The 17,462-nt window shown below is 44.4% G+C and carries 12 protein-coding genes; 3 read left to right on the top strand and 9 right to left on the bottom strand.

Annotated features, from left to right (window positions below):
* Positions 1 to 106 precede the first annotated feature (106 nt).
* Both L0992_19405 and L0992_19410 read right to left on the bottom strand, forming a co-directional pair.
* On the bottom strand, positions 107 to 481 hold the full coding sequence (locus tag L0992_19405; protein ID XGB70182.1) for a cystatin domain-containing protein: 375 nt from the start codon (positions 479 to 481) through the stop codon (positions 107 to 109).
* Between the two features lie 293 nt (positions 482 to 774).
* Entirely contained in the window at positions 775 to 3,222 is a 2,448-nt protein-coding gene (locus tag L0992_19410; GenBank protein XGB70183.1) for a M9 family metallopeptidase, read from the bottom strand.
* Positions 3,223 to 3,649: 427 nt separating this feature from the next.
* Between L0992_19410 and L0992_19415 the strand changes: the two genes are divergently transcribed.
* Both L0992_19415 and L0992_19420 read left to right on the top strand, forming a co-directional pair.
* On the top strand, positions 3,650 to 4,903 hold the full coding sequence (locus tag L0992_19415; protein ID XGB70184.1) for an acyl-homoserine-lactone synthase: 1,254 nt from the start codon (positions 3,650 to 3,652) through the stop codon (positions 4,901 to 4,903).
* Positions 4,896 to 7,541: a hybrid sensor histidine kinase/response regulator gene (locus L0992_19420; GenBank protein ID XGB70185.1), complete on the top strand. Its 2,646-nt coding sequence runs from the start codon at positions 4,896 to 4,898 to the stop codon at positions 7,539 to 7,541. The genes L0992_19415 and L0992_19420 overlap by 8 nt, the downstream gene beginning before the upstream one ends.
* A gap of 127 nt (positions 7,542 to 7,668) precedes the next feature.
* On the opposite strand, the gene L0992_19425 is transcribed toward L0992_19420, so the two are convergent.
* Positions 7,669 to 8,970: a beta-lactamase family protein gene (locus L0992_19425; GenBank protein XGB70186.1), complete on the bottom strand. Its 1,302-nt coding sequence runs from the start codon at positions 8,968 to 8,970 to the stop codon at positions 7,669 to 7,671.
* A 104-nt stretch (positions 8,971 to 9,074) separates the two neighbouring features.
* On the opposite strand from L0992_19425, the gene L0992_19430 reads away from it, so the two are divergent.
* Positions 9,075 to 9,983 (top strand): LysR family transcriptional regulator, encoded by a 909-nt coding sequence (locus L0992_19430; protein ID XGB70187.1) that lies wholly within the window; start codon positions 9,075 to 9,077, stop codon positions 9,981 to 9,983.
* Positions 9,984 to 10,121: 138 nt separating this feature from the next.
* Here the strand turns inward: L0992_19430 and L0992_19435 are convergent, their stop codons facing one another.
* The 6 genes from L0992_19435 to L0992_19460 form a co-directional block, all read right to left on the bottom strand.
* Positions 10,122 to 12,125: a heparinase II/III family protein gene (locus tag L0992_19435; protein ID XGB70188.1), complete on the bottom strand. Its 2,004-nt coding sequence runs from the start codon at positions 12,123 to 12,125 to the stop codon at positions 10,122 to 10,124.
* 9 nt (positions 12,126 to 12,134) lie between these two features.
* On the bottom strand, positions 12,135 to 13,559 hold the full coding sequence (gene uxaC, locus L0992_19440; GenBank protein XGB70189.1) for a glucuronate isomerase: 1,425 nt from the start codon (positions 13,557 to 13,559) through the stop codon (positions 12,135 to 12,137).
* Positions 13,560 to 13,716: 157 nt separating this feature from the next.
* Positions 13,717 to 15,483: a transporter gene (locus L0992_19445; protein ID XGB70190.1), complete on the bottom strand. Its 1,767-nt coding sequence runs from the start codon at positions 15,481 to 15,483 to the stop codon at positions 13,717 to 13,719.
* Between the two features lie 404 nt (positions 15,484 to 15,887).
* A complete protein-coding gene (locus L0992_19450; protein ID XGB70191.1) occupies positions 15,888 to 16,526 on the bottom strand; it encodes an RpiB/LacA/LacB family sugar-phosphate isomerase in 639 nt (212 codons plus the stop codon).
* Positions 16,527 to 16,598: 72 nt separating this feature from the next.
* Positions 16,599 to 16,919 carry a cupin domain-containing protein gene (locus L0992_19455; GenBank protein XGB70192.1) on the bottom strand — a complete coding sequence of 107 codons (321 nt, stop codon included), beginning with the start codon at positions 16,917 to 16,919 and terminating at the stop codon, positions 16,599 to 16,601.
* Between the two features lie 7 nt (positions 16,920 to 16,926).
* Positions 16,927 to 17,451 (bottom strand): YgjV family protein, encoded by a 525-nt coding sequence (locus L0992_19460; protein ID XGB70193.1) that lies wholly within the window; start codon positions 17,449 to 17,451, stop codon positions 16,927 to 16,929.
* Positions 17,452 to 17,462 lie beyond the last annotated feature (11 nt).

Here is a 17,462-nt window from a genome sequence, read left to right on the forward strand (position 1 = left end):
GAGCAAACGGATTAGAAACGACCTTTTCTGAAAGTAATAAACCAACCTTATTAGAATCAAAAATGGCTCCCAATTGGGAGCCATTTTTCTTATTCGATAATCGAGCTTATTGGCACAAACGACCTTGCTGTGCAGCCTGCATCATTTCGATATCACCTTGAAGTGAACGATAAACAACAGTATTCCACACCTGCCCATTATCCATTTCAAACTCGATCGCGTAGTTCAAACCCGCGACAACTTGAGTGCGAACGCTCAAGATTTTCTCAAGCTTTGCTGAGGTATTCATTTGTCCAAGAACCACATCTAAAGCTTGCTTGGCTTCTGGCGTAATATCGCTTTGTGACCAACCACCTGTCAGGTTCTTAGTGCTACAGATCGGATTTGCCGTCTCTTGTGCTTGTTCTGGAACCTCAGATTTCTGACTGCACCCTGCTAACGCAGCGACACTAAATATGGTTACCAATAGTACTTTCTTCATAATTTATCTCTACCTCTATCACTCGCGATAGGTTACTCGCAATGATGTTTCATATGCAGACAAGCTTAAACCTCGAATGTCATCACTTCATCAGAGATTATGGTGTAACTACTCTATAAACACAGAAGATTGTCAGAAAAACAAAGCCAGACACTAATGCCCGGCTTTTATCCGTCTACTTTATTGATATTAAACCATTTAGTTTAGTGACGTTGTCGTTGTCGTTGTCGTTGTCGTTAATGCAGTTTGGGACAATACCTCTTTTTAATGCCAACTACCTAACGCCTGTTCTGTTAGTGAAAATAGACCAACATCTCGACATCATCCCCTTGCTGCTCTGCACTCAATAAGAAGTGTATATAGCCTTCTTCTGTTACAGGAATTTGCAAGTACTCATTGCTTCCACGGTAATCAGATGCGTAGTCATACTGCCCTGCTGTTGGCCAATATGAGTGGCTGGCGAATAGATCAACGTTACCCGCATTCGACTGTTCGTTTTCCGCATTGTCGCTCTTATCGTGCAGCCACACTCGCACCTCTTGTACGCCTTCTGGTACATATACAGCGGCATAACGTTGTTGGTGCACGGTAAGCACTTGAGCCTGACCTGACTCCAATACCACAGGCGTCAAGTCATCTTGCTGTTGAGTTGGAGGCGTTGGCGTTTCTGTGACTACCGATGCCGTTAGCGACACCTCATTAAAATCGGTACGCCCCGTAACACTCATATAGTAACGACCCGACTTGATGTAGCCCGAAGGTTCTTGTTCAAACGTCACCACTTCATTGCTGCCATTACCGTACTGGCTGAATTCAAAGTCATAGTAATGCGCTGGTTTGTTGTAGCTCATATAGAGGTCAGCATCACCTTGAGTTTGTCCCTCAATAGACACTTCAAAATGCGTAGTGTTGTCTGGAATATCAACATAGAACAACTGCTCACTGTACGCCTCGCCACTCAACACCACACTCTGGTTTGCTGTAAGCACTATGGCTTGGCCTGTTGGTTGCGTAGGATCTGTCGGTTGAGTGGGATCAGTCGGCTCTGTGGGTTCACTTGAAACAGAGTCTAACCAACGCTCAAACTCGCCATTGTATTGCTGCCCTAGCGCTTTTACTTGTTGTGCCCATTCGGAAAATTGACCAGTGCGAGACAATGCCAATAAACCTTGTACCTCTTGAGGATGCTCTTCCAGCATGAAGCGCACCGCCAAGTATCCCCAGCGATATATACGATTGGAGTCATGGGAGTAAGTGGTCGCAAGCACATCCGACAGACTCATCTTCCCGCTGCTAATCAAGTTTATCGCCGCATCGTAGCCTTGTTTGTAATGCATAAATTCGGCAAAGCCCTCTAACCACCACACTACATAGCCATGTGCTAGGTTGTCGTTGAATGAGCCATATTGGTTAAAGCGAGCATCGAGATAATGAGTGTATTCATGCTCTAAATTGAGAATAGAAAGCTCATCACCATTGGCGTAGCGATAAGCCACAAAGCGAGCGACGTTACCGACTTCTACAGGATTTCCCTCTAAATACTGGCCGCCATTGTCTGTGGTATTGCCAAACAAAAACGATGAATAATCAATGTAACTGCCTTTGCTGCCAAACACCGCGACTTCAACTCGCTCGTTGTTATCATCAGCGACAGGTTGTTGACCCGTATTCGCGACTTGGTGGAAGTCGGCCTCTTTGGCAGCCAACACATCACACGCCTCCATCGCTTGTGACTCCGTTAGGTCTTGAGACCGAATAATCGCAGGTCCTTGGCACTCATAACGATGAGGAAGTACACGCGTTGCCAAGTCGCGTTTCGCTTGCTCTAGGTCTAACCCATTCAAACCTTCTGGTGCGAAGTAACTCATCATTTCGACAGCCGCTAGCCATAGTTTATCGTGCTCGCTGCCCAGTGGATTTTGCACCATCACTTGCTGCATAACCCGCATCGCTTTGTCTTTGGTCGCTTTGTCCGGACTGGCTAACAAGCGGCCTGTTTCACGCACGGCGTTATAAACCAGAAAGCTCGCATCTGTATCCAACGCCCACGTGTTATCACGAGCGAATGCCGACAGCGTATCGATATGTTGGGTGTGGTTTGCCATGTAATCGTAGAAATCATCTCGAGCGGCATGCCCTGCCATTGCTCGAAAGAGATTATTAAGACCATCGACCCATTGTGAATCCTGCGCTGTTTCACGGTTAAAGTGATTCAATGCCGCAAGTTGCGCATCCATGGTCAGTGGAAGTTGCTTAACATTATCGACCATCAACGTCAGACTTTTCATCGCCCCAACTTGCTCACGGCCTTGATCGAGAGCATTAGGGTTCGCCAGAAAAGTATTAACAGATAGAGCGAAGCGCTGGCTCAAGGCCTCGGAGAAATCCTGCGCTCGCGCGTTATAGCGAACGTAATAAGCAGCACGAACAAATTCGCCAAGGTTTTCAAGTTTACGAGCCTGTTCAGCATCGCCTCGGTAGTGAGCGATTTCTAAATTCAATTCCACTTGAATACGGCTTAGGTTCGCTTCGCTATAGATATTGTTTAACGAACTCTCTTGAGCAGAGAACCAAGCGCCATAGCAGCTGTTGTCTGCTGATGAGACAGCGTGAGCAAGGTCAGACGCCTGCTGAAGATCAAGCACCTCACACTGACTTTGAGCAAAGGAGAAACTGGAAACACTGGCTAACATGCAAGCGAGCGCCAAACGGTGACGTGGAAATAAACGGTTATGAGACATACAACACTCATCAGTTAATTATATATTTTGGCTCGCCGTTATATTCCTTACGATTAAAAAGGTGAATTCAGTTGCGTATGATTTATGAGCTTAGTTCAAAAAATAGATATTTTACGTTAATTTATAAATTCAAAGGATTATGCTCAATTGACACTGGCTAAACTCGGAACAAGGTTAGGCTCTAAGTGATTGAGAACATTCTAATTTAGCAACTTATAAACTAGTAAATGTCTGTTGTTAAGGGGGTGCGCAAGTAGTAAACTTGCGCTCGATTATGCAACTTGTTTTTAAAAACGATAGACACAATTAGAGCTACTCAATCTCAACAAAGTAACTTTATATCAAATAACTTAATAACAATTCGTGTCTGGTTAACGAGTGCAAATCCAATAAAAATAATTATATAAACCTAGGCTAGGTTAACACCATGGAATTAACGTCGTCTTTAGTCTCACTGTTGGCTAGCAGTCTGGCTATCGAAAAGAAACAACACGCGCTTATCGAGCTCGTGATCAACACTTATCAGCCACAAGATCGCACTGCACTTTTCCAAACCGTCACAGACTACCGTAGACGACTATTGGAATCGTTCTTCCCAGAACATCAACACAAAAGCCTCTCCGTTTTATTTGAATTGATGGACTATCGCGATCTCATTCAACGCTATCCAAGTAGCTTATCGACCGAGATGGCATTGCTAGAGGAAGCGGCAGGTCAGTGTTACATGCATTGGTTAGACTTTTGGTGTGAATGCGAAATTGCTGCTCTTAAGGCAAAGTCGCCGCTCGATAGTCGTTCACCCTCTGGTATAGATCTTCCCATTAAAGACAGCGCTTATTACAGTGCGATCATCGATCAGATAGAAGATGATCAACTTGTGGTGCAAACACCCAGTCACCCACAAGGCATGCCTATCAGTGATGCCATCGCTTTAAGCAACCTTGAGGTTTTCATCAAGGGTGAAAAATGGTTTGAGATGCTGCCTTTATTACACCTGTCACAAACGGGTAAGCACTTTATCCTGCTCAAACACCCAGACGATGAAGCCTTCCCGACATTAGTTTCTTCCGCATTGATTCAAGACTGGTCAAAAAATGAAACCTGGCTAAGCTACGCGCCGCCATTCAGCAATGATCACTGGCAATACTGCTTACCAAATCATGGTTACGATTCACTTTCAGGGTTACAGCTATTCACGCCACCGATATTGTCAAAATGTGATTCTCTGCCAAAATTCGATAATCAGTTTCAGTTACAACTATCCGAAACTCGAGCCATATGTGAAGTTCTGCGCTTAACCGTCAGTGGAAATACCCAACAAAAACTCTACTTCCTCTATCTCGCTCAAAAAGAGCTGATGAGCGTCTTACATCAAGTTGGCTATAAAATTGGCTTCACCATCATTGAACAACCTTTCATGCTTCAGTTTTATCAAGCTATTGACCCAAAAGCGTATTTCCATTCGGGATATTGCGAATTGAACGATGATGGCACCACCATTTACCGTGGCTTTTGGAATTTCGAATTGATGGTCAACGTATTCAATGACACCGATTTTAAAGGCTACAAACGCGCCGTGCGTAACAGCAGAAAGTTTGGCTCAGCAGAAAAGTTAAGCTCTGTTCAACAACCAGATTCTCTGCAACAGCCAAGCTCGGTAAATAAGGACGAACATGTTTGATTTCGGCTTAGAAGCCATCATCCACGCCAAAGCGATAACGCTTCTTGCGACGGTTGCTGTGGTCGTGATGTGGTTACTCTACTATTGCTACCGTCTGAAACTAAAAAGCGAAGCGATCGTAGGTACACACCACGTTGCCTACATCGCCTACTCGGTCTGTATTGTTGCGTGGATCAGCAGTAATGCGTATTTCCATACCGACTTATTACCAGAGCTTGGGCCGTCAGCGGCTGTGTTTGCAGCCAAATTTGCCAACCTCGCCTCTTTCTTTGCGTTTGCCTTCGCGTATTACTTCTCGTGCCAGCTTGCCGCCGAGCAACGCAACGGTAAGGTGCACCTATGGCAACAAGCGATTTTCGTCACTCTAACCGTCTACTCCTTGTTTATTAATTTAAGACCAGGCTTAACCGTTGAAGACGTTATCATTGTTGGCCCAAGTCAGTTCGTGATTGAATTTGGCCCGCACACTTCGTACTTCTTCATCGGCATGATCAGCTTTGTGGTACTGACACTGGGTAACCTAGTGGCAATGCGTGCCAACAGCAGCAAGCTCACGCTGACCAAAACCAGCTACATGATTGCAGGTATCTTGGTGTTCATGTTGTCCACAGCAACGATCCACCTAGGTATGACTTACTTCTTGCGTGATTTCTCACTGACTTGGCTACCACCCGCCTTGTCTATTAGTGAGATGTTGTTCGTTGGATATGCCCTGCTGACATCTCGTTTCTACAGCGTGAAATACCTTGCGTACATGAGCCTGAACGCCCTGTTAGTGTGTGCTATTTTAGTGATACCGTTTGGTGCGATATTCATCCCGCTGACCGAAGATAATCAATGGCTAATCGCCATTCCAATCTGCGCGCTAATAGGCATTACTTGGCATGTGCTCTACAAACGAGTGAGCCGTTATGCTTCCTTCTTTGTCTACGGAAACAAGAAAACGCCAGTGCAGCAAATCCTTGCTCTAGAGGAAGATTTCAAGCTATCAATTGATGATGCGATGCGTCGTTTGGGTAGTCTACTGCAAATCCCAGAAGACAAACTGCGCCTTGTTAACAGCAACTACAACGAGACTTTCTACGAAGACTACCTGTCGACCAACAAATCTGTTTTGGTATTCGATGAGTTGTCTGAAGAGCTCGATTACACTGCGCCAGCAAAACGTTCGATCAAGGCGCTCTATGAGAAGATGAGTTCGAACAACACGGCCTTGGTAATGCCTCTGTTTGGTCAGGGAAAATCGGTCACGCACTTGTTGGTGTCATCGCACAAGAGCAACGATCAGATGTTCTCTAACGAAGAAATCTCTGCACTGCAAACCTTGTTAACTCGTGTGCAAAGTACCATCGAAGCGGATAGACGCATTCGCCAAAGTCGTGCTCTGGCTAACTCCATTGCCCATGAGATGCGTAACCCGCTTGCTCAAGTGCAACTCCATTTCGAAGTTCTCAAACAGCACATCGATAATCAAGCGCCAGCGAAACAGATCCTACTTGATATCGAGAACGGACAAGCTGCGATCCAACGTGGTCGACAACTGATTGATATCATCTTGCGTGAAGTCAGTGATAGCTCCCCTGAGCATGGCCCTGTCACCATGACCTCAATTCACAAAGCCGTAGATCAGGCAGTGAGTCATTATGGTTTTGAGAACGAAAAGATCATTGAACGAATTCGCCTACCACAACACGCTGATTTTGTGGCAAAGCTGAACGAGACCTTATTCAACTTCGTTATCTTTAACCTGATTCGTAACGCAATCTATTACTTTGATTCGTATCCAGACAGTCAAATCGAAATCAGCACCAAAACTGGCTCTTACGAGAACGTGCTCGTTTTCAGAGATACAGGTCCAGGGATAGATGAGACCATCGCCCATAAGATCTTCGATGACTTTTTCTCTTACCAAAAGAGTGGCGGTAGCGGCTTAGGTTTAGGTTATTGCCAACGTGTGATGCGTTCATTCGGTGGCAGAGTAGAGTGCAAATCTAAGCTTGGTGAATTTACTGAGTTCCACCTGTACTTCCCTGTTGTGCCGAATGCGCCAAAAGCGGATGACCTGCGTACGCCTTACTTCAACGATTGGAAACACAACCAACCGACGGAAGATCAAGCCGAAGCAGAAGTGCAACCAGAGAACCCAACGTCCAGCGTTGATAAAGCGACTGAACCGGCAACTGCACCCAAAACTGAGCCAGAAAAGGCGCAACCAACAAATCCACCAGCATCAAACCATCTTGCGCCAACCGTGCTGATTGTTGATGACAAAGAGGTACAGCGCACCCTTGTTCAGATGTATTTAAGCAGGCTCGGCGTAAACAGCTTACAAGCCAAGAATGGTGAGAATGCGGTTGAACTGTTTAGAACCCATCAAGTTGATTTGATCTTGATGGATGTGCAGATGCCAGTAATGGACGGTTTTGACGCAAGTCAGATCATCAAGGCACGCTCGCCCAATACGCCAATCATTGCTCTGTCTGGCGAATCGGGGCAACGCGAACTCGACATGATCAGCAAGTTAATGGATGGCCGCCTAGAAAAACCAACTTCATTGGATGCGTTGCAACACGTACTCGATAACTGGTTGAAGCAAGGCAAAACATCCAACGCTTCAAAGCAAACAGAAAACGAGTAGTGACTCGCTCACTTGCTGTTAGCTGTTAGCTGTTAGCTGTTAGCTGTTAGCCATTGATAAAGAAAGAAACGTAAAAAGTCCCCTCAAGAACCTATCTTAAGGGGACTTTTAATTTAGACACCTATCGCTATAACGACTTAGCTAACGACTCAAAGGCTTCTACTCTCACTTTTGACTCTTCACGCGCTGCATTCGAAGCGCTCTCTGCTGAAGAGAAGGTTGCGATGACGACGTTCTTGTCTTGGTTGATATACAAGAACTGGCCAAACACCCCTCGATATGTCGCAATGTTTTTGTCTGAGTCATGCACCCAAAGGAAGTTTTTGTAACCCTCTAAATGCGAATCAAAAACCTGAACTTCAGTATCTTTGTAGACACTGTTCATCATGTGTCGATTTTCTTCTGGCGTAATATTGAAGCTGTCTTTGACCCACTTTTCAGAGAAGACTTGTTGGCCGTTGTATTCGCCATTGTTGACCATCGCCAGCCCAACACGCGCAAAGTCTCTTAGCGTAGTATTGAAACCGCCAGTTGCAACTGGGTTGTAGTTCATATCCGTCATGAAGAAGGCGTCATGCTCTGTGCCGAGTTTGTTCCAGATGTTGTCAGCAATAAATTGATCAAGCGTTTGACCTGACACTCGAGCGACAACCCAACCAATAACATCAACGTTCGGGCTGTGGTATTCAAACTTATCGTTCACCTTTAAATTTTCATTCTGTTCAAACATCGCAGAGAAGCTCAGCAAGTCACGAGGCTTATCTGTCTTTGTTGGATCCAATGCCAGCAAGTCATACGCTGGAATAAACCCTAATCGGCGGAAGTATTCGAAATGCACATCACCCGGAGCCATGTTGACGTAGTCTTCGCTGTAATCAATCGCAGAGGTCATATTCAGTAAAGTTCGTAGAGTCTGCTCACCAAAGTGTGTTCCTTTAAGCTCTTCAATGTATGTGCTGACCTTTTTCTCAACATCAACCTTACCTTGCTCAACCAACAAACCTAAAGCTTGGCCAACCAAAGATTTGGTACTTGAAGCCCACAGGTGGTGATCTCTTGCTGTGAAGTCACCAAAGTACTCCTCATGAAGTATCTTTCCGTCTTGAATAATAATGTAGCCATCGGTGTGATCATTAATCATCGCATCACGAAAAGTCAGCTCTTCCCCAGCATAAGTAAATTTGTGTTGAGCGACTTCCGCATTCAATGCTTGTGGGATCTCGTTGATTGTACCATCTCGAGACACCATAACCGTTGGATGGATTCCCATGTTCTGGAAAGCCCATTTATTAAATGGCACATGCGTCCAGTTCTCCAGTGTGACTTGCTCATTCGCTTTTGCTGGCACTGTAGACATAGGCTTGATATCCGCCATTGCGGTTGTCGAAAATAAGCCCGCAGTGACCAATGAAATAATCGACTTTCTCATCTGAAATCTCCGTTAACAATCTTGTGTGTACGGATGTAGAGTACTTTGCTAAGTTCAAACATATAAATCCAAAATGGACGTCCAAACAGTACAAAGGTAATCAGATGATGATTTCGAATGAACAGGTAGCATGCTTCACTAGTGTCTATGAACTTCAAAGCTACAGTGCCGCCAGCAAAAGATTGAACAAGGCTCGTTCTACGGTGCGAGAGAGAATCAACGCGCTAGAAGATTTGATGGGAATGGAGCTGTTTTCTATCGAAGGGAAAAAGGCAGTTGCAACGGACATTGCTCATCGTCTGTACCCAAGAGCACGGTTACTGGCGAGACAATCATTAGAGTTCGAAAACATAGCCTTATCTGCTTACAAAGGCGAGCTCAACAACATTACCGTTTATCACGATAGCTCGATTCCTTTTCAGCTGTTGCTTAGCATTGAGTCTGAGATCAAGTCTCTTCACCCTCACATGCTTATCAACTGGCTGCAAAGAGATAGAAACCACTGTTTACAGCAGATAGAAGACGGAGATGCCCTGTTTGCCATTATGCCTGGGATGGGCAACTTACATCCAAACGCGGGGATCGGTAATATCAACCTTGGATCTTTTCAGCTGAGCCTGTTCACATCCGTTCACTCTAGCATTCCAAACCGAACGATTTCGATTGCTGAACTGGCTACCTTTCGTCAATTAATCACTGAGAATGACATTGCGAACGAGCTTAGACACACCAAGATCAGTAGCGAATTTGAAGTGGTCACATCACAAAGCCTGCTTATCGAAAAGTTAAAGCAAGATGGATGGGTTGTGTGTCCTCGGAAGAACCTAGCCCAATACATACAAAGTGGTGAGGTACGTGAGATCGAGCTCCAAGAAGCGCCAAATATGATTCAGCAAGATTGTATTATGTTTTACAACTTATCGTCTAAAGCGTCTGAGCAAGAATCTCAAATCATCGAAGTGGCCGCTAAAGTGATTAAGAATCAAGTGCTTCGCAACAAACCATCTTTCTGATGACAGCCAGTATTTGATCTTCCATTTCATGAACTTCTAAGCACAAAACGCCCCAAGAGACCAATCTTGAGGGCGTTTTAATTTTAATGTGAAGTCTTGCAATTCAATGAGTTATAAATCTTTAATGTTGTTATCAGATCAAACGAATAAAGTAACACCCGTTTCTTGGTTAATTGAAATAGATTGTGCCACTCTATTTCTTATCAACTTTAAATTGATAACGTCCGATCGCCACTCGATATCAGAAACTCGAACCTCATCGTTTTGCGTCAAGTTATGTACCGTGGCAACTTTAAGAACCGCTTCTTGGCTACGCAAAATCGAGTAGGCTAAATCACTGGTTGCTGGGTTGTCTGGCGCATACCCCAACAACAGAGTCGCAGAGCTATCCGTTATTATTAGTTGTTGATTGAATTCGGTTTGTCCATCAACCGAATAACGTAAATTAGTGGCCGCTTTAAGAGGCATCTCATGGCAGCTCGTCATTCTTGCTAAAGGCCCATCTAGTGGATTGTCGCAACCTTGTGCCTGTGCCAAAGCACAATGTTGTCCTCTGATATGCCAAACCAAATCCAATTGTTGTTGGTGAGGATTTTCCACGGTATTAAATTCAATCGCCACATCCCCTAACCACAGAATTTGACGGCGAAACATCACATCTTTGTACGCGGCTAAATCCCACTGAACAATAGTATGGCTATCGACCGTCGGTAACTCACCACACCAATCTGTTTGTGTGTCTAACCATGTGTAGGACTGTTCTTTTACAAACGTATTCACCTGAGTGTTGGCTGGCGGTTGATTCTTCTGATTCACCGCCAAGGTGTTGTGCGTCACCGTGTTTTTATAATACCCATAATGCAATTCAGCACCGTACCCTGTTGTTCCCAAGTCAGGCAAAATTTCTTTACCATTTCGAGTAATGATCATCCCAAGTCGATCATAATGATCGTGCTCACCACCATATGGAGAGTGCTTAATTAATAGCATGTTATCGTGCTCTCGATCGTACATGATCGTGACGCCTGATTGTTCTGCATGAATAGACTGGCATATAAGAGGCTCTGCCACAGGTAATGCATCAACACCGTACAACAGCGCGTCGATATTGTTGCGTGGCTTATCTTGATAGATACTCTGTAACGCAGATGCAAATAAAGGGTCTCGGAACTCGCGATACCCGAATTCGAACAGGTGGCTATGAGTTAACTTCTCTTGACCCGCAATACAATCGTTCAGACGTGGAAAGTCACCCGTATTGATGAGTAGCTTGAGCGGGAACGCCAACATGGTATGGAAGTTTGGCACCGATTGTAGTGAGTACTCTGTTTTACATGCCATTTTTTCGAAATTCAGAAGTGCTTGTAAAGCGTAGTAATGATAATGGATAGAACCTTCAAACCATAAGCCCTCCCCCTTTACACCATGCTCTAACTGATACTTCAAGCCATAAGGTGTGCTCACCGCAAAGTCGATGAATTTTCGGTCACCAAGTATCAAGCCTATCACGCCAATAGTCGCGGAAATCTTCATTTCATGGTTATGCAATTGATCAGCTCGATGTTGCATCAGGAACTCAGCGCCTTCGCGTAACAAGCGCTGTTCAATAAACAATTGCTCTTCGGTATTCAACTGCTCTTTAACGAAATCATAGCCTCGGGCAAAATCAATATTGCAATTCGCTTCGCAAAGAGTTTGCGCGTTTGCTTTGCCTGGACCATTGTATGGAATACCGCCATGTTCTTCGTAATTCGGGTAGTATTCTGCATAACCTAATAAGATCTCACGAACTTTTTCGAAGTATTTGTGGTCTTGAGTAATGTGCCAAAGTAAGCCTAGGTCATTACACGCTTTCGAATTGAGCCCATTAAGCCAACGCCACCATGCACCGTCATAAGGTTCCCCAGTAAGCACTTCGCCATCAACAGGGCACACATGTTGAGTGGGTCGGTCTCTATCCCAACTTAAGCGAACCCCATGCGTGGGGCAAAAATAATATAAATTCCATGTTGCGCGGGCATCAGGTGGAACGAGAGTGTCTGAAGTAAGCACAACCTGATTATCTTGAATAATTTGTTCGATGATCTCTTGGCTGGCATTTTGACGAATGACCGCCATTTCCTGAGAGGTAAACTGCAGCATAATGGATACCTATACTAAATCTTTAGATGAATGAAAATTGAAGTATTGTTTGGCGTTTTGATAACAGATGTTCTCGACACTCTGTTTAAGCAAAGGCTCATCATTCGGTAGCTCCCCGTTATCGACCCACTTACCAAGTAAGTTACATAGAATGCGACGAAAATAGTCATGACGAGAGAGTGACAACACGCTGCGAGAGTCGGTTAACATTCCGACAAAGCGTCCTAGAGCCCCTAAATTTGCTAGGTCTTGAAGTTGTTTTTCCATACCCGCCTTATGATCGTTAAACCACCACGCAGAACCAAGCTGCACTTTACCTGGCTGCGCATCACTGTCTTGAAAAGCGCCTATGATTGACCCAAGCACTGCGCTATCTTTCGGGTTAAGGCTATATACGATGGTCTGAGGGAGCTGGCGGTCTTGATCTAACAAACTCAATAAATGACTCAGGTTTTCTGCAATTGGGTTGTCACTGATAACACTGAAACCCGTACCGCCACCTAGATCATCAAAGCGGCGCTGATTTACATTAGTTAACACGCCAATATGAATTTGCATCGACCAACCATGCTTATGATAAGCCTTACCAAGCACTTCAAAAACGGCCGTCTTAAACTGCGAAATTTCTCCACTATTCAACGCATCACCACGTTTGACCTTCGCTATAGCTTGATCAAGTACGTCAGGATGATAGTGTGAAAAATCCACAATTTTTAACCCTAAATCAGATAAACAACAGTTGTGCTGTGCAAAATAATCCACGCGAGAGGTAATTGCTTGAGCGTAGGTTGCAAAATCGACCACGTCAGTGTCGGTGATCGAAGCCAGTGAATTGAGCGTCTTTAAAAAGCTATTTTGATTCTCTATTTCAATCAGGCTATCAGCACGGAATGTCGGTAAGACTTGTACAGTAAATTCTGAACGATTGAGCTTATCGTGATAGCTCAAATCACTCAGTGGATCATCAGTGGTGCACAAGGTATCGACTCGGCTCTCTTTAAGCAGAGCTTGGAATCGGAGAGACCCTTGGCTGAGTTTTTGATTACAGTGTTGCCAAATAGCCTCGCAATTATCTAGGTTGAGCAGTAAATCGAGACCAAAGTATTTCTTAAGCTCCAAATGACACCAGTGATACAGAGGGTTGCCGATAAGATACGGCATGGTCTCACACCACTTTTGAAACTTTTCATAATCACTCGCATTACCTGTGATGTAATGTTCATCGACTCCGTTACTTCGTAATGCACGCCACAAGTAGTGATCGCAACTCAACCAAGCCTGAGCAATATTGTCGTATTGATGGTTATCATAAATCTCTTTGGCATCTAAGTGATTGTGATAATCAATAATGGGAAGACCTGCCGCGTAATCGTGATATAAACGCTTGGCAGTGTCCCCCTGCAATAGAAAATCTTTATGTATGTATGAAGACATAATTCAAACTCTTGTAGAAAACTGTATTGATAAACTTTAGGGAAAAATTCAATCATGAAATGGTTTCCTAAAGCCCCTCTACGAGGTGGTTCATATAAGCCAGAGAGCGCCCTCTGGCCTATACTCTTGTTACTTCTACATAACTAGTTATTGCCGATTACTTAGATGTAGATACTTCTAACCGAGGCGTTTTCCTCGCACTCTTCAATAACAGAGAACCCACAGTAACAATCACTGCACCACAGAAGATAAAGGCCATGCGACCCCAGAATGGGTTCGGGATTAGTACCATCGCCGTTACAAGTGCACCGAAAACCAGAATGAGTTTCCCTAGCATGTCGCGTTGTTGGCGATCCATTTCATCTTGTCCTTCCTCTTCGATAACAGGAGTCGCAACATCACTCCAAAACTCTTTAAGTTCTGTGTTTCGTTTGCCCACTGGCTCTTTGTAGAACTTAGTCGTTAGGCAGAAGAAACCACCCGTAATCACAAGGTGACCAATAACCCCAAGCAGAACTTTTAGGTCACTCGCTTCACGTCCTGTGAACGGAACTTCTAGGTTTAATAGATTGGCAACGACGTCCGCTGTAAGCACAAAACTCACGATGTAAGACACCATCATACCCACCACTAATGTCGCCCAAGCTGCCCAGTCAGGTGTTTTCTTAATAAACATACCGAAGAACAATGGCACTAGAATTGGCATTTGTAATAGCGTACTTACATACATCATTGCGTCGAAAAGGCTTAGACCTCGTAGAGAGTTAATGAACAGAGCCACCATGATGATCAATATGCCAAAGACCATGGTCATAAACTGACTCACTCTCATCAACTTCTTGTCATCCGCGTTTTTGTTCATGATTGGCGCATAAAAGTTACGCACAAACACACCTGAATTTCGGTTTAAACCTGAATCCATTGAAGACATTGTTGCCGCAAATACAGCCGACATAAGCAGTCCCACCATACCAACCGGCATGACGTTTTCGACAAACACTAGATAGACTGCATCAGCTGCTTTACTACCAAGCTCAGCCGCGTGCACAGTTGCCGCTTCAGGATAGATAATCGCCGTTACCCAAGGTGGTAAGAACCAAATTGCCGGTCCTATCAACATCAATGCAAACGCTAGGAGTGCTGCTTTACGTGCGTTAACTGAATCTTTCGCCGTTAAGAAGCGATATGAATCTTGCATGTTGTTGATGTTTTGCAGCTGCTTAACGAACATGAAGATAAACCAAGATATGAACAGCAATGGATAGTTCATATCAGAGCCCATTACACTGTCGGTAGGAAACTGTTCAATAAGATTCGTTGGACCACCAATTTTTGCCAATGCAGCCACAGCACAAACCACCGTCACCGCCATGATCACAACCATTTGCACAAAGTCTGAAGCAACCACCCCCCATGCTCCGCCCAGTACGGAAATAAAGAGAACAATCAAACCAGTGACAATAATCGTGGTTTCGATATCAACTTTAAACACAGCACTAACGAAGAGTGCGAGACCATTTAGCCAGATACCGGTGTAAACCACACTTGTCGGCATTGTCGCCCACGTAAACACTTGTTCATTAGTTGCACCGAAGCGACGACGCACACCTTCAATAGGTGTAACAACACGCATTTGTCGAAAGCGGTATGAAAAGAACAACCAAGAAAGTAGAAAGCCAAATGCGTTCGCCATGAAAATAACCATGATTGGGAACCCATCGGTAAAAGCCTTACCCGCAGCGCCAGTGAATGTCCAAGCACTAAACTGCGTCATGAATGCGGTAGAGCCAACCATCCACCACAACATCTTGCCTCCTCCACGAAAGTAATCACTGGTAGAGCTGCCTGCAAAACGTTTGAAGATGACGCCAATCGCTATCATAAAGATAAAGTAGACACCAACAACGAGCATGTCGATATTCATTACGAACCCCTTTTCATTATTGTTCCGTTTAAATGATTTAATTTTTAAAATACCGTTTCATTATTACATTAACGATATTTTATTTAAGGGTAATATGTGATTTTTGTGATCCAAAGAATGCAAAAGTCATACAAATGAGATCGAGGTTGGATTATTGAGATCGGCGCTTTTTAGGTTGAAAAGATCATTGATGGATATTTGGATACATCGTGGCGAGAAGGGGCAAAAATAGATCAAGTAACCTAGGGATATAGCGACCAAATTACGAGCCTAGGAGGTATACCAAGCCATGACTCAGGCGCCTATCGCTTGGTATTGACTGAATATCAGCCACTAATTATCCAAACACCGGATATAAAAAAGCCAGCCTCATTGGGCTGGCTCTCTGAAGTCAAGCGTTAGAATTAGTCCAAAAGCGAACGAACATAATCAGCAATTTCTTGGTTTTGGCAGTTATCAAAGAAACACTGTTGGAAACGAGGGCTACCCACAGCTGTCTTCACTAAATCTTGATCGATAGCGCGCAGTGAATCAATAAAGTTATCCTTCACTACCGCTGCTTTTACCTCGTTAAGAAGCGCGGCATTGCGTTGTTGTGGCTCTGCTCGCTCTAACGGGTAACCTTGACCACGCTCACCTGTGAACGCTTTTTCAAAGATGTAACGAACGTTTAGTTCACCAGCCCAACCAAAACCTTTCGCAAAAGCGAGCGCGATAGCGTTGCCGTTGTTGATTTGGTTAAACAAGAACGCATCAGAAGGTTCTAAACAGTAACCACAAACCACGCCTGGATGTAAGTTCAGCGACATCAAAGCACCTTGGCCAGTGCCACACCCTGTCACAACAAAGTCAACCGCCTTTGAGTTAATCAGAATGCTCGCCATAATACCTAGATGAATATACGTTAAGTGGTGATCGTTCTCGTCTGTCATTCCTAGGTTGAAAACATCGTGACCAAAACCACCAACAACTGACTCTAGTTCAGCTGATACCATTGCATTTTTGCCTGCTTGACTGTTTTCCATCATTAGTGCGATTTTCATTTACTTTCTCCCGCAGCATTACTGCAAATTTAAAAATTAGTGCTCAAATGTTCGTTCTAAAAAATTTAGAGCTTAAACAAAGTCTTTACGCATTGGCGTAAAGTTATCAATTAATACGCCGGCTTCTAGGCAAACACAGCCATGTTCGATACCCGGCTCTTTGTACATAGTGTCGCCTGCGCGTACCACTTTCGTTACATCGCCAATCGTGAACTCAAAGGCTCCCGACAAAACGTATGTGAGCTGCTCATGAGGATGGGTATGCAACGCACCAACAGCGCCTGTTTCGAAATGAACTTCTACAGCCATCACGTTCTCGCTATGAGCAAGCACCTTGCGAGAAACTCCCGCGCCAAGATCTTCCATTTTCACGTCTTCGTTATACACAAACATGTCGTTTTTATTCCTGTTGTTGCGGCGTAATTTTGCACTTGGCGTTATCTTGGTATAGACGAAAAATAGTAACGAGGTTAATCCCTATCACTGATATTTCCATTAGCGAGCCACCAATTGAACCAATGATCAGATTATTAGTTAGCCAGCATACAGCTCCCAATAAAAAGCCGACTCTTAGTGCAATACCGTTCAATCTAAATATTGAGTACGTTCCAATAATCGTTCCCGCTAAAGGCAGAAGTTGATACCAATGCTGAGCAAAACCGATTCCGCTGCCAACCGCGAGGGCAATAAATAACCCTGCAGCCCACAGCGATTTGGTATACATCGCGGTGCCAGTTCTGAGTGCTGAAATCAAAGCACCGATTGCCGATGTAATGGAACCCAATAATAAAAAATGAATAAGATGGTTAACGTTCAACATCAACATAACCACTTTGAGCTTTTTGTCGTCCTTCTGGTAAAAGGTCGAAAGGCCCAGAAGGAAACTTACTAGCCCTACAGCTTGTGCAACGATCTCGTTAACCATCTTATATTACA

Origin of the sequence: Vibrio pomeroyi (assembly GCA_041879425.1) — a bacterium.
In the GTDB taxonomy this organism is placed as follows: Bacteria; Pseudomonadota; Gammaproteobacteria; order Enterobacterales; family Vibrionaceae; genus Vibrio; species Vibrio pomeroyi_A.

Bases quoted from the DNA above. Each gene is read 5' to 3' on its own strand.
- L0992_19405 (XGB70182.1), bottom strand. From the start codon at position 481: ATGAAGAAAGTACTATTGGTAACCATATTTAGTGTCGCTGCGTTAGCA.
- L0992_19410 (XGB70183.1), bottom strand. From the start codon at position 3,222: ATGTCTCATAACCGTTTATTTCCACGTCACCGTTTGGCGCTCGCTTGC.
- L0992_19415 (XGB70184.1), top strand. From the start codon at position 3,650: ATGGAATTAACGTCGTCTTTAGTCTCACTGTTGGCTAGCAGTCTGGCT.
- L0992_19420 (XGB70185.1), top strand. From the start codon at position 4,896: ATGTTTGATTTCGGCTTAGAAGCCATCATCCACGCCAAAGCGATAACG.
- L0992_19425 (XGB70186.1), bottom strand. From the start codon at position 8,970: ATGAGAAAGTCGATTATTTCATTGGTCACTGCGGGCTTATTTTCGACA.
- L0992_19430 (XGB70187.1), top strand. From the start codon at position 9,075: ATGATGATTTCGAATGAACAGGTAGCATGCTTCACTAGTGTCTATGAA.
- L0992_19435 (XGB70188.1), bottom strand. From the start codon at position 12,125: ATGCTGCAGTTTACCTCTCAGGAAATGGCGGTCATTCGTCAAAATGCC.
- uxaC (XGB70189.1), bottom strand. From the start codon at position 13,559: ATGTCTTCATACATACATAAAGATTTTCTATTGCAGGGGGACACTGCC.
- L0992_19445 (XGB70190.1), bottom strand. From the start codon at position 15,483: ATGAATATCGACATGCTCGTTGTTGGTGTCTACTTTATCTTTATGATA.
- L0992_19450 (XGB70191.1), bottom strand. From the start codon at position 16,526: ATGAAAATCGCACTAATGATGGAAAACAGTCAAGCAGGCAAAAATGCA.
- L0992_19455 (XGB70192.1), bottom strand. From the start codon at position 16,919: ATGTTTGTGTATAACGAAGACGTGAAAATGGAAGATCTTGGCGCGGGA.
- L0992_19460 (XGB70193.1), bottom strand. From the start codon at position 17,451: ATGGTTAACGAGATCGTTGCACAAGCTGTAGGGCTAGTAAGTTTCCTT.